We start from the raw sequence: 17,604 nt of genomic DNA, 5'->3' as shown, positions 1-17,604 counted from the left end.
AAAATGGATGGAACGATCTTAACCAGCACGCAAAGCCGATACAGCGCTTATTCCGGCCAAAATCACTGACAGATGAGCCGTGCCAACATTGAACACACAAACTAATGTGGGAGCGGGCTTGCTCGCGAAAGCGGTCTGACATTCAACATTTACGTTGATTGTTATGCCCTCTTCGCGAGCAAGCCCGCTCCCACATTTGATCTTTAGTGTGTTCAGGATTTGAAGCAGGCGGCGCTGAGTTTGTCGAGGACGCGGTCGGCGCGTGCTTCGGCCTCGGCCAAGGTGGTTTTCCAGACCGCGACACAAGGCTGCAAATCGGGCTCTTCTTTGGCGCGGTCCAGCCACTGCCAACTGTCGTGCCAATCGCCCAAGGCTGCCTGCGCCGATTTCAGTCTGGGCAGGGCCGCTTCCGGCAAGCGATCCAGTTCGGGGTAGGCTTCGATGCCATAGCGCACGCGCTTGATCAGCAGGCGCAGGCGATGGCGGTCATGGGCGGGATCATGCAAAGCCTGGTCGAGTTTCTTCCACTGTTTGCCCAGGCGTTTTTCAATGCGCTTGCGCAAGCCCTTGAGCAAACCCTGACGCTGAGAAGCGCGCAGGAAACGCGGAAAGGCATCGAGGATCATCAGCATCTGCGCCACTTCCGGGCTCGCCGCGACGACGGGATAAGCCTCGTCCATCCGCGCCATGCGCCGGTGCGCGGCCTCGGGTTGATCGTGCTGCAGCAGGTACGCCGCCAGCACTTCGCGATCGCGCAACGGCGTGGTCAGGTCACCAACCCGGGATGCCGCCGCTTCCAGTTGCTCGACCCCAGGCAAACCGCGCAAGGGTCGCAGAAGGCTGCGCAAACGCCGCACAGTGGTGCGTAGATCGTGCAGCGCTTCAGAGTCGGTTCGGGCACTCAAGCGTGCCTGACAGGCGAGCAGGCGAATGTCCAGGCTCAGAACGTGAGCCACCAACCGATCAACCAAGGCAGACATCGCTTGCTCCCTGAATCGAATACCCCCATTGGCTATAGCATGCTTCAACGGCCGGCGCGAGACTCACGAATGTAGAAGCGCGCCTTCTCGGCTTTCTTGGTACAACCCTCATAGGCTTCGAATTGTTGCTGGGTCTTGGCGCCGGTCAGCAACGATAGCGCCTTGGAGTAGCTGACTGTCCCGGCAAAGCCCTCGACCTTGGCCAGGTCCAGCTCATGCCAGGCGGCGTCGAGCTGGCTCCCGCAGCTGTCACGGTAAGCGGTTTTACCGGCACAACCGGCGAGTGCCAGGGCAATCAACGGCACACAGATCCAGGCTTTCATCACTCACACCTCAAAGATAATAAACAGTCGTGCAGCTAAGACGGCCTGGCGCGTGAAAAGTGCCTTGGACCCGCAGTGGAAACTATAGCGCTCGCGAGGATACCCATTCGCCTTTATTGAGTGTCAAAAAACGACGCTATTGCCCCGTCGAACGACCATAGCGATTGAAGCGTGCCCCTCGATGGGTGCATTGTTGAACCTTGTCAGAGAGGTCGATTCATGAAAAAGCGTGTCGCACTGGTGTTGGGCTCGGGTGGCGCCCGGGGCTACGCCCATATCGGCGTCATTGAAGAGATCGAACGGCGCGGCTACGACATTGCCTGCATCGCCGGTTGCTCCATGGGCGCAGTGGTCGGCGGGATCTATGCCGCCGGTAAACTCAAGGATTATCGCGACTGGATCGAGAGCCTGGATTACCTCGACGTGTTGCGTCTGGTGGACGTCAGCTTTCGCCTGGGCGCGATTCGCGGGGAAAAGGTCTTCGGGCAGATCCGCAAGATCGTCGGCGAGATCAACATCGAAGACCTGCGCATTCCCTACACGGCGGTGGCCACGGACCTGACCAACCAGCAGGAAATCTGGTTCCAGGAAGGTTGCCTGCACCAGGCCATGCGCGCCTCGGCGGCGATCCCCAGCCTGTTCACGCCGGTGATGCAGGGCAATCGAATGCTGGTGGACGGCGGCATCCTCAACCCGTTGCCGATCGTGCCGGTGGTGTCGAGCCATTGCGACCTGATCATCGCGGTCAACCTCAACTCCACCAACCAACGCCACTATCAACTGCCAGTGATCCAGCGACCGGCGGCGTTCAGGACCCGCTTCGACAGCCTGATCAACTCGTTGGGTTCGAAAATGCCCTTCCGCCGCAAACAGGCGGAACAATTGCTGCTGCTGGAAAAGGAAGCGCTGATGGCCGAAGCCGCCGATATCAATCCGTGGATCGAATCCGCCGAGCCCGAAGGCCAGCAACCGGCGGCGGCCCCGGAAAGCAACGGCGCACCGAAATCCGCCACCGGCTCGTTCATCATCGACAACGTCGGGCCGGCGTCCTTGCTGGACCTGATCAACCAGAGTTTCGAGGTGATGCAGACCTCATTGGCGCAGTACAAGATTGCCGGGTATCCGCCGGATATCCTGATCAACGTGCCCAAGCGGGTGTGCCGGTTTTTCGAGTTCTACAAGGCGCCGGAATTGATCGCGCTGGGGCGCGAGATTGCGCGGGATACGCTGGATCGGTATGAGAATGAGCGAAATGAAGATGGGCGGTGACTGATCTGACGCTTTCGCGAGCAAGCCCGCTCCCACAGTGGATCTTCAGTGTTCACACAATTTGTGCTCAGCATCGAACCCATGTGGGAGCGGGCTTGCTCGCGAAGACGCCGGATCAATCAATACAGAACTAAAGGCTACCCTCACTCAACAACCGATACCCAACCCCCGCCTCAGTAACGATAAACCGCGGCTGAGTCGGATCATCCGCCAGTTTCTGCCGCAAGTGCCCGACCACGATCCGCAGATAGTGGCTGTCTTCGGTGTGTGTCGGGCCCCAGATGTCCTTGAGCAATTGCTGCTGGGTGATGACCCGCCCCGGATGCCGCGCCAGTTGCGCCAGTACGGCGTATTCCTTGCGCGTCAGCGCCACTTCGGCGCCGTCCAATAGCACCCGGCGATAAGCCAGGTCCACGGTGAGCGGGCCGAAACTGAGCGCCGCTTCCTGAGCCTCACCCGTCGGCGCCTGACGCAGCAAGGCGCGCACCCGGGCCAGAAACTCCTGGATGCCGAACGGCTTGGTCACGTAGTCGTTGGCGCCGCCATCCAGGGCTTGGACTTTCTGCCCTTCGCTGGCGCGCACCGAGAGCACCAGTACCGGCACCGTCGACCACTCGCGAAACTCGCGCAGCACCTGCTGGCCATCCATGTCCGGCAGGCCGAGGTCGAGCACCAGCAGGTCGGGTTTGTTCAATGCAGCCTGGGCCAGGCCTTCCGTGCCGGTGCCGGCCTCCAGCACTTTGTAGCCTTGGGAGGCGAGGCTGATGCGCAGGAATTTGCGGATCTGCGGTTCATCATCGATGACCAAAATGGTCGCGGTCTGGCTCATGAATTCATATCAACACAAAGAAGTGGCAAGAGAGTAGCGCAGGCGAGATCAGGCTTCACTGTCCAATCCCGGTTGAGTCTGCAACGGCAGGTGCAGCGTGATGCAGGTGCCGCGCCCTTCGATGCCGTCGGCGACGCTGATCCGCCCGCCATGGGCACCGACCATGCCCTGACAGATCGCCAGCCCCAACCCGGTGCCCTGCCCGCCGCGATCACCACGAGCGGCGGTGTAAAACATGTCGAAAATCTTCGCACGGTCCTCCTCGGGAATCCCCGGCCCTTCATCGCTGACGGAAAAAAACAGCTCGCTGTCAGTGGCTCCGGCACGCAACTCCAGTCGGCCGCGGGGCGGCGAGAAACGCGCGGCGTTTTCCAGCACGTTGACCAGTGCTTGTTCGATCAGCGCGGCATGCACATAGAGCAGCGGCAACTCGGCCGGCACTTCGGTAATGACCTGCAACGATACCAGCACCGCGCGCAGACGATTGAGCGAACTGCCGACGATGTCGGCCGGCGACACCCAATCGCGCGCCAGCTTGAGGGCACCATGCCCGAGGCGGGTCATGTCCAGCAGATTTTGAATGTAGCGATCCAGCCGTTCGGCTTCATCGCGGGTGCCTTCGAGCAGTTCGCGGCGGTCCTCCAAGGGAATCGCCTCGCCAAGCGCCAGCAGGCTGTCGATGCTGCCGCGCATGGAGGTCAACGGCGTGCGTAAATCGTGGGACACCGAGGCCAACAGTGCGCTGCGCAGTTGCTCGGTTTCGCCATGCAAGCGCGCCGCCTCGAGGTCATCGGCCAGTTGCGCGCGAGCCAATGCCTGGGCCAGCGGTTGGCTCAACGCGGTCAACAAGCGCCGCCGCTGGCCGCTCAGGGTCTGACCTTCCTTGGCGCACACGCCGAGCAGCGCCAACGGCCCATCGTCCACCGACAATGGCCACCACCACCAGCGCCCGAACGGCAACGTACCGGTGCCTGCGCCGGCCGGTTGGTCGTGTTGCCAGGCCCAATCGGCAGCAGCGCGCTCGGCTTCGGAGAACTCCAGCGGCCCGCCGGTTTCGACTTTCCAGCCACTCTGGCCATCGCGATTGAGCAGGCACAGTTTCAGGTCGCTCCAGCCATTGAGGTGCTGCGCCGCAGCGCTGACCACGGCCTGACGGTCGGTGGCAGCGGTGAGTTTGCGCGACAGGTCGAGCAGTTCGCTGGTTTCTTCCTGGGTGTCGCGCAGGGCCTGCAATTGTCGCCGTTGTCGCGCCGCCAGGTTGCCGGTGAGGGCCGCCATCAGCAGGAAGAACAGCAAGGTCAGCACGTCTTCTTCGCGCTGGATGCTGAAAGAGAACGTCGGTGGAATGAACAAAAAATCATAGGTCAGAAACGACAGCGCCGCGCAGGCCAATGCCGGGCCGAGACTGCTGCGCACCGCCACCAGCAACACCGCCGCGAGGAACACCAGGGAAATGTTGGGCAGCGGCAAGGCACTCGACACCGCCCAGGCCAAGGCACTGGCAAGCACCGTTGCCACCAGCGCCAACGCGTAGTCGAACCAGACCAGCGATTGCGCCGAGCGTTGGCGCGGCTGATACTGTTCGTGATCGCTGTCAAGCACGTTGATTTCCAGCCCGCGAGCATCGCGCAGCAAACGTGAGGCCAGACCGCCACCGAACAACCGTCGACGCAAACGCTGGCGCGACTGGCCCACCAGCACCAGGCTGGCGCGGCGTTCAGCGGCGTGCTGGATCAAGGTTTTCGCCACCTCGCCAGCCCGCAGCAACACCACTTCACCACCGAGGCGTTCGGCCAGTTGTTGAGCGCTTTGCAGGCGCAGCCGCGATTGCTCGTCGCGCACACGGCCGTTGTCCACATGCACCAGGCTCCACGGCAGATGCCGACGCTGGGCCACACGACTGGCGTGACGCACCAGGCGCTCGGCCTGAGCATCGCCGTCGACGCCCACCAGCAAGCGACCGCGCACAGCCGGCGCGGCCTGCCCCAACTGGCGATACCCCTGGGCCAGATCGTTATCCACCTGAGCGGCGGCGGTTTGCATCGCCAATTCGCGCAAGGCAGTGAGGTTGGTCTGGGTGAAAAACGCATCGATGGCCGCCCGCGCCTGCTCCGGCACGTAGACCTTGCCATCGCGCAGTCGCTCCAGCAGCTCACGCGATGGCAGGTCGATCAGCAGCAGTTCGTAGGCTTCTTGCAGCACCCAGTCCGGCAGGGTTTCGCGCACCTGTACGCCGGTGATGCCGCGCACCTGATCGTTGAGACTTTCCAGATGCTGGACGTTGACCGTGGTGAACACGTCGATGCCGGCAGCCAGCAATTCCTGAATGTCTTGCCAGCGCTTGGCGTGTCGACTGCCGGGGGCGTTGCTGTGGGCCAGTTCGTCCACCAGCACCAGTTTCGGTTTAGCGGCAAGCAGACCGTCGAGGTCCATTTCTTCGAGCATCACGCCGCGGTATTCCGAGCGCACCAACGGTTGCTGCGGCAAGCCAGCCAATAGCGCTTCGGTTTCGGCGCGACCGTGGGTTTCGACCACCCCGGCCATGACTTTCACGCCTTGGCGCAGTTGAGTGTGGGCGGCTTGCAGCATGGCGTAGGTCTTGCCGACCCCCGGGGCGGCGCCGAGGAACACTTTGAGCCGGCCACGGCCATCGCGGGGCAGGTCTGCTAACAGCGCGTCGGCGCGGCCGGAGTCACTCATGCTTGGGGATCTCTTTTTTTCAGATGTTGATGTGGTGATTGTTCAGCCGCCTTCGCGAGCAAGCCCGCTCCCACAAGGGATCTTCAGTGTTACGCAGATCCAGTGTGGGAGCGGGCTTGCTCGCGAATAGCGCCACCACCGGTCTACAGTTTTTCCAGCGCCATATTCAGCGCCAACACATTCACCACCGGCGGTCCTACCAACGGCTGCTCGATGTGCGCATCCAGCAGTTGCTCAAGCGTAGACACTGGCAGATTGCGCGCCGTCGCGACACGCGCCAGTTGATAGGCAATCGCGGCCGGTGGCAAGTGCGGATCGAGGCCGCTGCCGGAGGTGGTCAGCATCGCCAACGGCACCGGGCCCTGGCCAGCTACTTGCAATTTACTGGCCTCGTCGATCACCCGAGTGGCGAGCGCCGGATTGCTGGGCGAGAGGTTGCTGGCGCTGCTCGACACGGTGGCAAAGGCACCGGCCGATGGCCGTGGGTGGAACCAGCCATCACCAACGAAATCCTGGGCGATCAGCGACGAACCGCGAACCTTGCCGTCGGCGTCGCGCACCAGGCTGCCATTGGCCTGGTCCGGGAAGGCGACTTGGGCGACACCGGTGACCACCAAAGGGTAGGCGACGCCGGTGATCAGGGTCATCAGCAACAGCAGGCTCAGGGCCGGACGTATCAGTGTGGACATTTCAAAATCCTCGAATTCAGAGAACAAATACAGCGTTCAGTCAGATGGACCGTGTCGAGTCCTTCGCGAGCAAGCCCGCTCCCACAGGGGAATGCATTTCAACGTGTGGGAGCGGGCTTGCTCGCGAAGGCGGTGTGCCTGGCATACCGCGCAGGTCAAACCAAATGCAACGCCGTCAACAACATGTCGATCGCCTTGATGCCCACGAACGGCACCAGAATCCCGCCCAGCCCATAAATCAGCAGATTGCGCCGCAGCAACGCCGCCGCGCTCACCGCTTGCACCCTCACACCACGCAATGCCAAAGGAATCAGCACCACAATGATCAAGGCGTTGAACACAATCGCTGACAGAATCGCGCTCTGCGGGCTGCTCAGGTGCATGACGTTGAGCACACCCAGTTGCGGGTAGATCGAGGCGAACAGCGCCGGCAGGATCGCGAAGTACTTGGCCACGTCGTTGGCGATGGAAAAGGTCGTCAGCGCACCACGGGTCACCAGCAATTCCTTGCCGATTTGCACCACGTCCAACAGCTTGGTCGGGTCGCTGTCGAGGTCGACCATGTTCGCCGCCTCCCGTGCCGCTTGCGTACCGTCGTTCATCGCCATGCCGACGTCCGCCTGAGCCAGGGCCGGGGCGTCGTTGGCACCGTCGCCGCACATGGCGACCAGGCGACCGTCGTTCTGCTCGTGACGAATGCGCGCCAGTTTTTTCTCCGGTGTGGCTTCGGCCAGCACGTCATCCACGCCCGCTTCGGCGGCAATCGCAGCGGCGGTCAGCGGGTTGTCGCCCGTGACCATGACCGTGCGAATCCCCAGCTTGCGCAACTCGGCGAAACGCTCGCGGATGCCGGGCTTGACCACGTCCTTGAGGTGAATGACACCGAGCAATTTGCCGTCGACGCAGACCAGCAGAGGCGTGCCGCCACTCTGGGCGATCTTGTCGATTTCCCGGGACAGAGGCGCGGCCAGATCGGCGCGTTTCAGGCCGACGAACGTCAGCAGCGAATCCACCGCGCCTTTGCGATAGACCCGGCCCTGATAGTCAACGCCAGACAAGCGGGTCTCAGCACTGAACGGCACAGCAGTCAGCACCTCGGCCGACGGCTCGGGTTGCGGATGAAGACCGCGCAGGTACTCGACGATGGATTTGCCTTCAGCCGTGTCATCGGCCAAGGAGGCAAACAACGCGCCTTCGGCCAGTTCCTTGGCAGTGACACCCGGCGCGGCATAGACCGCGGAGCAGCGACGGTTGCCGAAGGTGATGGTGCCGGTCTTGTCCAGCAGCAGGACATGAACGTCCCCCGCTGCTTCCACGGCGCGACCGGATTTGGCGATCACGTTCAGGCGCACCAGACGGTCCATCCCGGCGATACCGATGGCCGACAACAAACCGCCAATGGTGGTCGGAATCAGCGTGACCAATAACGCCACCAGGAACACCAGCGGCAGGCTGCCATTGGCGAAGTGGGCGAACGGTTGCAGGGTCACCACCACCAGCAGAAAGATCAGGGTCAGGCCGATCAGCAGGATATCCAGTGCCACTTCGTTCGGGGTTTTCTGGCGTTTGGCGCCTTCGACCAGCGCGATCATGCGGTCGAGGGTCGACTCGCCGGGGTTGGCGGTGATGCGCACCAGCAGCCAGTCGGATACCAGTCGAGTGTTGCCGGTGACCGCCGAACGGTCGCCACCGGACTCACGAATCACCGGCGCCGACTCACCGGTAATCGCCGCTTCGTTGACCGCCGCGATGCCTTCGATCACCTCGCCGTCACCGGGGATCATCTCCCCCGCTTCGACGCGCACCACATCGCCTTTGCGCAGGTTGGTGGCGGGCACCACCTGAAAGCTGCCATTGGCGTTTTTGCGCCGGGCACTCAAGCCTTCGCTGCCGGCCTTGAGGCTGTCGGCACGGGCCTTGCCGCGACCTTCGGCCAGCGCTTCGGCGAAGTTGGCGAACAGCACGGTGAACCACAGCCACAAGGCGATTTGTGCGGCGACGAAAGTCGGCACAGCGCTGTCGGGAATGAAGCACAGCACGGTGGTCAGAATCGCGGTCAGTTCCACCACCAGCATCACCGGCGCACGTTGCAATTGCCGTGGGTCGAGCTTTACGAACGCTTGCACCAGCGCCGGGCGCCAGAGTGCTGCGATCGCGGTTTTCGGTTGTTCCGGCGCCTTGACGACGGCGGCTTTAGTTGCGGGCATATTCATCATTGACTCCTTAGAAGCCCAAGCTCAGATGTTCGGCAATCGGGCCCAGCGCCAGGGTCGGCAGGAAGGTCAAACCACCCACCAGCAAAATGGTCACGGTCAACAGGACCACGAACAGCGGGCCGTGAGTCGGGAAGCTGTTCTGGCCGATCGGCGCGGTTTTCTTCATCGCCAGGCTGCCGGCCAGGGCCAGTACCGGGAGGATGTAACCGAAGCGACCGATCAACATGCCCAGCCCCAGCATCAGGTTGTGGAACGCGGTGTTGGCACCGAAGCCACCGAACGCCGAGCCGTTGTTGGCACTGGCCGAGGTGTACGCATAAAGCAACTGGCTGAAACCGTGAGCACCGGGGTTACTCACCGCCGCGACCGGGCCAGGCAGGCTGGCAGCAATCGCACCGAGCACCAGCACGCCGACTGGCATCACCAGCAAGGTCACCACCAGCAACTGGACTTCCCTGGCTTGCAGTTTCTTGCCGAGGTATTCCGGCGTGCGGCCGATCATCAGCCCGGCGAGGAATACCGCGATCAGCACGTTGAGCAACATGCCGTAGAGCCCGGCCCCGACGCCGCCGAAAATCACTTCGCCGACCATCATGTTGACCAGCGCGACCATGCCGCTCAGCGGGTTGAGGCTGTCGTGCATGCCATTGACCGAACCGTTCGACGCCGCCGTGGTGGTTACCGACCACAGCACCGTGGCGGTAGTGCCGAAACGCGCTTCCTTGCCTTCCAGCGGTGCGGTCTGTTCGACGGCGACGTTGGCCAGGGTCGGGTTCGGTTGATATTCAGCCCACAGCGACGTCGCGCCGCCGATCAAAAACAGCGCCAGCATGCAGGCGATGATCGCGCGGCTCTGACGCAGGTCTTTCACGTAATGGCCGAAGGTGAACACCAGCGCCACCGGGATCAGAATGATCGAAGCGACTTCAAACAGGTTGCTCCACGCCGTCGGGTTCTCGAACGGGTGCGCCGAGTTGACGCCGAAGAAGCCACCGCCGTTGGTGCCCAGTTGCTTGATCGCAATCTGGCTGGCGGCCGGGCCGAGCGGGATGACCTGATCGACGCCCTGCATGGTCACAGCGTTCACGTACTGGGCGAAGGTTTGCGGCACGCCCTGCCACACCAGATACAGCGCCAGCAGCAGGCACAGCGGCAGCAGGCCGTAGAGGGTGGCGCGGGTCATGTCGACCCAGAAGTTGCCCAGGGTTTTGGTCGTGCGACCGATGCCGCGCCCCCCTATACCTCGACAGAGTGCAACCAGTACCGCCAGGCCAGTGGCGGCGCTGACGAAGTTCTGCACGGTGAGGCCGACCATCTGACTGAGGTAGCTGAGGGTCGCTTCGCCGCTGTAGGACTGCCAGTTGGTATTGGTCATGAAGCTGACGGCGGTGTTGAACGCTTGCGTCCATTCCTGACCCGGCAAATTTTGCGGATTGAGCGGCAAATAATTCTGAAACAGCAGGATCGCGAACAACAGCAAAAAACCCGCGAGGTTGAAGGCGAGCAAGGCCAGGGTGTATTTCTGCCAGCTCTGCTCAGCCAGTGGATCGACGCCGGCCACCCGATAGCAACCACGCTCCACCGGCCCAAGGATCGGCGACAGCCAGGTGCGCTGCCCTTCCATCACCTTGTAGTAGAAGCGCCCAAGAAACGGTGCCGGGATCAGCACCACGGCGAAGAAGGCGATGATCAGCCAATAGTCATAACTGTGCATAGCCGCTCCTAGTTCCGGTCCGCGCGCAACAGCGCAACCAACAGATAGATGAACAGCCCCACTGCCAATAGCAGTGACACTCCGTCCAGAACGCTCATGGAAATTCTCCGTGTTACGGCGTATTGCCGCGTGTGGAGTGATTGTCGGGAGGGAGGCTGTAAAGGCGCGAGATCGAGGGGGGTGGCGGGGCATAAATAAAGCGTAAAGAGTGGGTTATGCGGTGGCAGTGCCGGCCTCTTCGCGAGCAAGCCCGCTCCCACAGGGATCGGTTGTACGGGTAAACGCATTCCAAATGTGGGAGCGGGCTTGCTCGCGAAGGCGGCAGCACAGACGACACCGCCCCCAACTGGCGCACAAAAAGCGCGCATCCAGCCGCGAACATCCCCGATACGACAGCTTTCAGCGCTTTACGACGCCCACCTGAAAAATGGCACGCCCACTGCACACGCCCTCCCCCGAGCTTTTCCAAACCGTTCAGGGAGCAAGGCATGAACACACAACTCAAACCCACGCTGGGCACGCTGCACCTGTGGGGTATCGCGGTCGGGCTGGTGATTTCCGGTGAGTACTTCGGCTGGAGTTACGGCTGGGGCGTGGCTGGGACACTGGGCTTCCTGGTGACCTCATTCATGGTCGCCACGATGTACACCTGCTTCATCTTCAGTTTCACCGAACTGACCACCGCGATTCCCCATGCCGGCGGTCCCTTTGCCTACAGCCGCCGCGCCTTTGGCGAGAAAGGCGGTTTGATTGCCGGGTTGGCGACCCTGATCGAATTCGTCTTCGCCCCTCCGGCGATTGCCCTGGCAATCGGCGCCTACCTGAATGTGCAGTTTCCCGCCCTCGACCCGAAACACGCGGCGGTCGGTGCCTACATTGTGTTCATGGGCTTGAACATTCTCGGCGTGAAACTGGCCGCGACCTTCGAACTGGTGGTCTGCGTATTGGCGGTCGCCGAATTGCTGGTGTTCATGGGCGTGGTCGCTCCGGCGTTCAGCTTCAGCAACTTCGCCCTCAACGGCTGGGCCGGTTCTGATGTGTTCGGTGCGCCCGCGATTGCCGGGATGTTCGCGGCCATTCCGTTTGCCATCTGGTTCTTCCTCGCCATCGAAGGCGCGGCCATGGCTGCCGAAGAAGCCAAAGACCCGAAACGCACGATTCCCAAGGCCTACATCAGCGGCATCCTGACCCTGGTGCTGCTGGCCATGGGCGTGATGTTCTTTGCCGGCGGCGTCGGCGACTGGCGCACCCTGTCGAACATCAACGATCCGCTGCCGCAAGCCATGAAAGCCGTGGTCGGCGAAAGCTCCGGCTGGTTGCACATGCTGGTGTGGATCGGTTTGTTCGGCCTGGTGGCGAGTTTCCACGGGATTATTCTCGGCTACTCGCGGCAGTTCTTTGCGCTGGCCCGGGCCGGTTACCTGCCGGCATCCCTGGCCAAACTGTCGCGCTTCCAGACCCCGCACCGGGCGATCATCGCCGGTGGCGTGATTGGTATCGCGGCGATCTACAGCGACGGCTTGATCAACCTCGGCGGCATGACGCTCACGGCGGCGATGATCACCATGGCGGTATTCGGCGCGATCGTGATGTACATCATGAGCATGCTCAGCCTGTTCAAACTGCGTAAAACCGAACCGAACCTGGAACGCACCTTCCGCGCGCCCTGCTACCCGCTGGTGCCGTTCATTGCGTTGATGCTCGCGGTGGTTTGCCTGGTGGCGATGGCCTGGTTCAACACCTTGATCGGGTTGATCTTCCTCGGCTTCATGGCCGTGGGTTTCGTGTACTTCATGCTCACCGCGCAATTGCGGGCCGATGCGCCGGCGGATGCGATGTTGACCGGGCTGTAAACAGTCGCGGTGTTGCTGTCAGTTCAGGCATAGAATGGAATCATAGCGAATGGAACCACTGCGAAACTCCATCGCTCAAAAGTGGTAGGCACGATCGGTTGGCGAAACCCTCGCCCACCGGCCTGCCCTTAAGGAGAAACCCTATGCCCTGGTATGCCTGGTTGATTCTGATCGTTGCCATCGGCTCGATCGTTGGCGGCTTGATGATGCTGCGCGACACCGCCAACAAGGTCGAATTGACCGAAGAGCAACGTAAACGCGTCGCCGAACGCAATGCGGAAGCGGATGCCAAGGATGCGCAGGACCGCTGACCGAAACTGCGGTGAGGGCTTGCCCAGTAAGTTAAGGCGTAATGCGATCTGTAGCAGCTGGCGAAGCCTGCGTTCGACTGCGCAGCAGTCGTGAATCCGGCCAACGCGATTTCCTGGTGCACCGCCGTTTCTGATTTCGCGACTGCTACGCAGCCGAACGCAGGCTTCGCCAGCTGCTACAAAGAATGCGTCGCGGCTTAAATTACCGGCATCAGGGCGTGCTTCCTGCCACAAAAGCCTTTTTACTTTTCCCAATCGGCCTTGGCAATGTGCAGGCCATGCAGCCCTTTATAGGCCGCACGTTCCGGCTGGCTCCAGCCTTCAAGTAACGACTCCTCCAACCGGTAAATCTCAACGCCTAATGGGCGACACACACTCAATGGATCCTGTGCATCCGGCCCCCACATGGCCAGTGACAAATCCCCACCCGGGCAGGTCGACAACGCACACAGCAGATCAATTTCGGCAAAGAACTCCAAGTAATCACCCTTCTGCGCCGGGCAGGCTTTCATGAAGTACATGTCGTCGTGGTTCAGACCAGTGCACTGGAAAATGTTCAGCACATCATGCACGTCAAACTCGGTCAGGCCATGGGGTAACACGGCGCGCGTCAAATTCGAGTGGCAGTGATGATGGAAGTCCTCGCCGGTGAGCATTTTGTTTACATACGGATCGCAGCGCGTCCCCAGCAAGTCGTGCAAACGCCCGCCATGTTCGTCGATGCCGTACCCGGCCAGGCTATCGTCGGTGATGGTCACCAGCGGCCGCAAAAATGGCAGGTTCGACCAAAGCCGGTCATGAATGCTGACATGAGCACCCTGCAACTGCCGGGTCCGCGCCGCCCATAAGCGTTCGCGCGGGTCATGGGCATTCCAGACATTGAAATCCCCGACTTGCGGGCCAACCGGGGTTGTGACCCTGAACACATGCCCGGCCGGCACATTCCAGGCGCGGCCAGTGCGGATCGGCACTTCGAACTGTTCGATCAGCGTGCGCCCCTCTTTCTTGTCCCGGACTCTCTCGTAGAAAGCCGTGTCCACCTGCAAGGCCGAGCCTTTGCTGACTTGATAGGCCGCCGGATAGTCTTTGTACATGGCACAAATCCTCGATCAGTGATGGGGAGAAGGGGCAAGCATCTGCAACAGGAGGTGTTCGGAGTCGTCGAGATAAAGGCTCATGGCGTCCCCGGCCGCGGGTTTGTCGCCGTCGGCCAGCAAGTCATGTATCTGCCGGTCACGCGCCAGCCAAGGCGCCTGAAATCGTGATTCATCGGGAGCGGTGCAAAACACCAGGCGCAGTTGCGCGACGACATTGGTGAAGAACTCATCGAACAATGGACTGCGCAGCAATCCGACGATGTGTTGATGAAACGCCAGGCTGTGGGTGCCGACGGCGCGCCAGTCCTCACGCTCCCGGGCCAGCTCGGCGGCCTCCAGGGCTTCGAGCATTCGGTCGGACTGATATTCGCGTAATGGCTGACTGGCGCTGATGGCTTGCAGCTCCAGGGTGCGACGGACCTTGAACAGATCGCGCACATCCTCGACACCCAACCGGCGTACCATCACACCCTTGTTACGGACATAACGGGTCAGCCCTTCCTGACCCAGACGGTGCAACGCCTCGCGAATCGTGTTTCGCGAGGCGTTGTAAGCCGACACCAGATCGTTCTCCACCAATGCCATGCCCGGCAGCAAACGACCGCCGATGATGTCAGCGCGTAACTCCAATGTGATGTGGTCGGCCAAGGACAGTCCGCTGCTCATACTCAATGCCTCGTGATTGTTCAACAATCGTCAGCGAGTGAGTAATCACTATTCGTGCCATCTGCCTTGAACTACTCATCCCAGTATTTGAACAACACACTGGCATTGACACCGCCAAATCCGAAGCCGTTGGATAACGCGTAATCGATGGTCATTGGCCGCGCCTGACCGTGAACGATGTCCACACCTTGCGTTGCCGGGTCCGGGTTATCGAAGTTGAGCGTGGCCGGCACCACCTGATCGCGGAGCGCCAACAGCGTAAAGATCGCCTCGATCCCGCCGGCAGCGCCGAGCAAATGCCCGGTGGCCGATTTGGTCGACGTCACCGCTATCTTGTTGTCCGAGCCGAACAACGATTTGATGGCCGCCAACTCCCCCAAATCCCCCACCGGGGTCGAGGTTGCATGGGCGTTGAGATGCTGCACCTGCGCCGGCGAAATACCCGCCTGGGCCAACGCCAGCGACATCGCCCGACGCGCACCGCTGCCATCTTCAGGCCCCGCGGTCAGATGATAGGCATCGGCACTGGTGCCGTAACCGACCAGCTCAGCCAACGGCTGAGCGCCGCGCGCCAGGGCATGTTCCAGGGATTCGATCACCAACAGGCCCGAGCCCTCGCCCATCACAAAACCGTCACGCCCACTGTCGAACGGTCGCGAGGCGCGTTCCGGGGTGTCGTTGTAACCGCTGGACAACGCCCGAGCCGCCGCAAACCCGGCAAGGCTGACACGATCGATTGCCGCTTCCGCCCCGCCACACACTGCAATGTCCGCCTCGCCACATCGAATCAGCCGCGCCGCGTCACCAATCGCCTGAACCCCGGCTGCGCACGCCGTTACCGGAGCGCCCAAAGGGCCCTTGAAACCATGCGCGATCGACACATGGCCCGCCGCGAGGTTGACCAGAAACGACGGAATGGTGAACGGCGACAAACGTCGCGGGCCACGGCTGTCGGTGGTGCGCACCGCATCGGCAATCGCGCCGAAACCACCCACACCCGAGCCGATAATCGTGGCAGTGCGCTCCTGGGCGTTGACGTCCTGCGGATGCCAACCGGCCTGCTCCAGTGCCTGACGCGCCGCCTCCATGGCAAACATAATGAAGCGATCCATCTTCTTCTGCTCTTTGGGCGGCGTCGCCCGGTCCGGATCGAAACCCGCCTCGGGATCTTCCGCTAGCGTCTGCACCGCGCCACCGACCTTGGCCGGCAGATCGGCAACCACCTCGTCCGGCAACGCCCGCAACCCGGAACGCCCGGCCAACAAACGTGCCCAAACCGCTTCGACGCCACTACCCAACGGCGACACCAGGCCCATGCCCGTGACCACCACTCGACGATTACTCATAACGCAAATACCTCAAGCCGATTCATGGCGCCTCACTTGTAACGCGTGGCGGCCGTGCTTCTAGACAGATTCGGCGCCATCGCATGACGCGCCGCCATAAAGGCCTCCCACTCGGAGGCATTCGGTAACGAAGGAATGGTGATCAACTCACCCTGGTCCAGACCCGACAATGCCGCGTCGACCATCTCCCCCGCTTCCATGATCATGTCCGCCGGAATCTGAGACGCATCGATACCGGAGCGTTCCAAAATCTCGGTGCGTGTTACCCCCGGCAACACCGCTTGAACCTGAACCCCGGTGCCCTGCAGTTCGGCGTTCAACGACTGAGTCAGGCTCAACACATAAGCCTTGCTCGCGCTGTACGTCGCATTGAACCGCTCCGGAAACAACGCCACCACCGAGGCAATATTGATGATCGTCCCGCGACCGGCCTTGGAAAAACCGGCCGCCGCTGCCGAAGCCAGCCGCGTCACCGTGGTGACGTTCAGCTGAATCAAACGCTCCAGCTCATCCAGATCCGCATTGGCAAGCAAACCATCCGCCGCGACACCGGCGTTATTCAGCAACAGGCTGATACTCGAATCGCTACGCAGGCGCTGCTCAACCTTTAACACATCATCCTTTTGCGTCAGATCCGCCTTCAGCACCTCCACCTGAACACCATGCGCGGCCCGCAACTTACTCGCCGCGGCCTCCAGCCGTTCCTGATCACGGGCCACCAGCAACAAATCAAAACCACGCGCCGCCAACCGCTCCGCGTAAACCGCACCGATGCCGGAAGAAGCACCGGTGACGAGGGCCGTACCTTGGTTCTGGACAGAATTCATGACTGTGCTCCAAAGGGGATTGCGTGAGAGAAAGGCCAGCGCTTGGACGTCAGTGCGCTTCAGCGAATCGAAGATATTATAGGCATAATCAAATCACCATATGATAGCCGTAATTTTTCCCGAACCGATGAAAGGCGCCAGATCGCCTAATGCCGGTCAGTTAAGCGAGCAAACCGCTTTTCGTAGGAGCCAGGCTTGCCGGCGAAGGCGTCCTTAAGTGCGCTTTCGCCGGCAAGCCTGGCTCCTACAGGTGCATTAGCCGGATCGCCCTCTTCGGTGCTATGCATTCGGTACTCTGCATTCAGAACTATGCAAAAAGGCCGGTCAATGACCGGCCTCTTGGTGTGGATCTATAAGCTTAGTTCACTTCCAGCTTCTCGCGATTCTTGTCCAGAATAGCCTTGCCAATCCCCTTCACTTCCAGCAATTCGTCGACCGACGAAAACGGCCCATTACTCTCACGATACGCAACAATGGCCTTGGCCTTCGCTTCACCGATCCCGGACAACTCGCGCTGCAGAGTCGGCGCGTCAGCTCCATTGAGATCGACCTTGGCGGTTTGAGCCTTGGCGACAGCATCCAGCATCAAGGGTGCCTTGGCAGCCTCTGGCGCAGCCGTCTGTGTAGCCGTCGGTGCAGCAATGGCCGCAATAGAGGCGCTGGTGAGCAGGGCAAAAACCAGAGAGTAGAAATAGCCAGTACGCATAAATGAAGCTCCATGACATCGATTTGAGAAAGCAACTTTTCCTAAGTTGCACACTGAAACCTAGGCGACATTCGATAC

Annotated in this window: 16 protein-coding genes; 3 read left to right on the top strand and 13 right to left on the bottom strand. The window is 61.3% G+C overall.

Going from position 1 to position 17,604, the window contains the following annotated elements; all coding sequences use genetic code 11:
* Positions 1 to 212: 212 nt before the first annotated feature.
* A complete protein-coding gene (locus tag ACIPLA_RS09055) occupies positions 213 to 980 on the bottom strand; it encodes a CHAD domain-containing protein (protein ID WP_401172982.1) in 768 nt (255 codons plus the stop codon).
* 44 nt (positions 981 to 1,024) lie between these two features.
* The gene (locus ACIPLA_RS09050; protein ID WP_123357718.1) at positions 1,025 to 1,303 is read right to left on the bottom strand and encodes a hypothetical protein; all 279 of its coding nucleotides are present in this window, start codon (positions 1,301 to 1,303) and stop codon (positions 1,025 to 1,027) included.
* Between the two features lie 219 nt (positions 1,304 to 1,522).
* Here ACIPLA_RS09050 and ACIPLA_RS09045 point away from each other — a divergent pair, with 219 nt between their 5' ends.
* The gene (locus ACIPLA_RS09045; RefSeq protein ID WP_401172981.1) at positions 1,523 to 2,572 is read left to right on the top strand and encodes a patatin-like phospholipase family protein; all 1,050 of its coding nucleotides are present in this window, start codon (positions 1,523 to 1,525) and stop codon (positions 2,570 to 2,572) included.
* Between the two features lie 130 nt (positions 2,573 to 2,702).
* Here the strand turns inward: ACIPLA_RS09045 and ACIPLA_RS09040 are convergent, their stop codons facing one another.
* The 6 genes from ACIPLA_RS09040 to kdpF all read right to left on the bottom strand — a co-directional run bounded on the left by ACIPLA_RS09040 (position 2,703) and on the right by kdpF (position 10,818).
* On the bottom strand, positions 2,703 to 3,401 hold the full coding sequence (locus tag ACIPLA_RS09040; protein WP_008006017.1) for a response regulator: 699 nt from the start codon (positions 3,399 to 3,401) through the stop codon (positions 2,703 to 2,705).
* A 48-nt stretch (positions 3,402 to 3,449) separates the two neighbouring features.
* Positions 3,450 to 6,101, bottom strand: a complete 2,652-nt coding sequence (locus tag ACIPLA_RS09035) for an ATP-binding protein (protein ID WP_401172980.1) — start codon at positions 6,099 to 6,101, stop codon at positions 3,450 to 3,452.
* A 143-nt stretch (positions 6,102 to 6,244) separates the two neighbouring features.
* Positions 6,245 to 6,790 carry a potassium-transporting ATPase subunit KdpC gene (kdpC, locus tag ACIPLA_RS09030; RefSeq protein WP_401172979.1) on the bottom strand — a complete coding sequence of 182 codons (546 nt, stop codon included), beginning with the start codon at positions 6,788 to 6,790 and terminating at the stop codon, positions 6,245 to 6,247.
* Positions 6,791 to 6,945: 155 nt separating this feature from the next.
* A complete protein-coding gene (gene kdpB, locus ACIPLA_RS09025; RefSeq protein ID WP_401172978.1) occupies positions 6,946 to 9,003 on the bottom strand; it encodes a potassium-transporting ATPase subunit KdpB in 2,058 nt (685 codons plus the stop codon).
* Between the two features lie 10 nt (positions 9,004 to 9,013).
* Positions 9,014 to 10,720, bottom strand: a complete 1,707-nt coding sequence (gene kdpA, locus ACIPLA_RS09020) for a potassium-transporting ATPase subunit KdpA (protein WP_401172977.1) — start codon at positions 10,718 to 10,720, stop codon at positions 9,014 to 9,016.
* 8 nt (positions 10,721 to 10,728) lie between these two features.
* A complete protein-coding gene (gene kdpF / locus ACIPLA_RS09015; RefSeq protein WP_007899818.1) occupies positions 10,729 to 10,818 on the bottom strand; it encodes a K(+)-transporting ATPase subunit F in 90 nt (29 codons plus the stop codon).
* A 390-nt stretch (positions 10,819 to 11,208) separates the two neighbouring features.
* On the opposite strand from kdpF, the gene eat reads away from it, so the two are divergent.
* Both eat and ACIPLA_RS09005 read left to right on the top strand, forming a co-directional pair.
* Positions 11,209 to 12,573, top strand: coding sequence for an ethanolamine permease (eat, locus tag ACIPLA_RS09010; protein ID WP_008071671.1), 1,365 nt, complete (start codon positions 11,209 to 11,211; stop codon positions 12,571 to 12,573).
* Between the two features lie 143 nt (positions 12,574 to 12,716).
* Positions 12,717 to 12,884 carry a DUF2897 family protein gene (locus tag ACIPLA_RS09005; protein WP_008006000.1) on the top strand — a complete coding sequence of 56 codons (168 nt, stop codon included), beginning with the start codon at positions 12,717 to 12,719 and terminating at the stop codon, positions 12,882 to 12,884.
* Between the two features lie 242 nt (positions 12,885 to 13,126).
* On the opposite strand, the gene ACIPLA_RS09000 is transcribed toward ACIPLA_RS09005, so the two are convergent.
* The 5 genes from ACIPLA_RS09000 to ACIPLA_RS08980 all read right to left on the bottom strand — a co-directional run bounded on the left by ACIPLA_RS09000 (position 13,127) and on the right by ACIPLA_RS08980 (position 17,526).
* Positions 13,127 to 13,978 carry an urea carboxylase-associated family protein gene (locus ACIPLA_RS09000; protein ID WP_401172976.1) on the bottom strand — a complete coding sequence of 284 codons (852 nt, stop codon included), beginning with the start codon at positions 13,976 to 13,978 and terminating at the stop codon, positions 13,127 to 13,129.
* 15 nt (positions 13,979 to 13,993) lie between these two features.
* Complete coding sequence (locus ACIPLA_RS08995; protein WP_401172975.1) at positions 13,994 to 14,647, bottom strand: GntR family transcriptional regulator; 654 nt, start codon at positions 14,645 to 14,647, stop codon at positions 13,994 to 13,996.
* A 71-nt stretch (positions 14,648 to 14,718) separates the two neighbouring features.
* Positions 14,719 to 15,993 (bottom strand): beta-ketoacyl-ACP synthase II, encoded by a 1,275-nt coding sequence (gene fabF / locus ACIPLA_RS08990; RefSeq protein ID WP_218397574.1) that lies wholly within the window; start codon positions 15,991 to 15,993, stop codon positions 14,719 to 14,721.
* A 32-nt stretch (positions 15,994 to 16,025) separates the two neighbouring features.
* Positions 16,026 to 16,820, bottom strand: a complete 795-nt coding sequence (locus ACIPLA_RS08985) for an SDR family NAD(P)-dependent oxidoreductase (protein ID WP_401172974.1) — start codon at positions 16,818 to 16,820, stop codon at positions 16,026 to 16,028.
* A 358-nt stretch (positions 16,821 to 17,178) separates the two neighbouring features.
* Positions 17,179 to 17,526, bottom strand: a complete 348-nt coding sequence (locus tag ACIPLA_RS08980; RefSeq protein ID WP_401172973.1) for a ComEA family DNA-binding protein — start codon at positions 17,524 to 17,526, stop codon at positions 17,179 to 17,181.
* Positions 17,527 to 17,604: the final 78 nt, after the last annotated feature.

The organism is Pseudomonas sp. NPDC086112 (assembly GCF_044746425.1).
GTDB lineage: Bacteria > Pseudomonadota > Gammaproteobacteria > Pseudomonadales > Pseudomonadaceae > Aquipseudomonas.
This window is presented reverse-complemented; position numbering and strand designations above follow the sequence as displayed.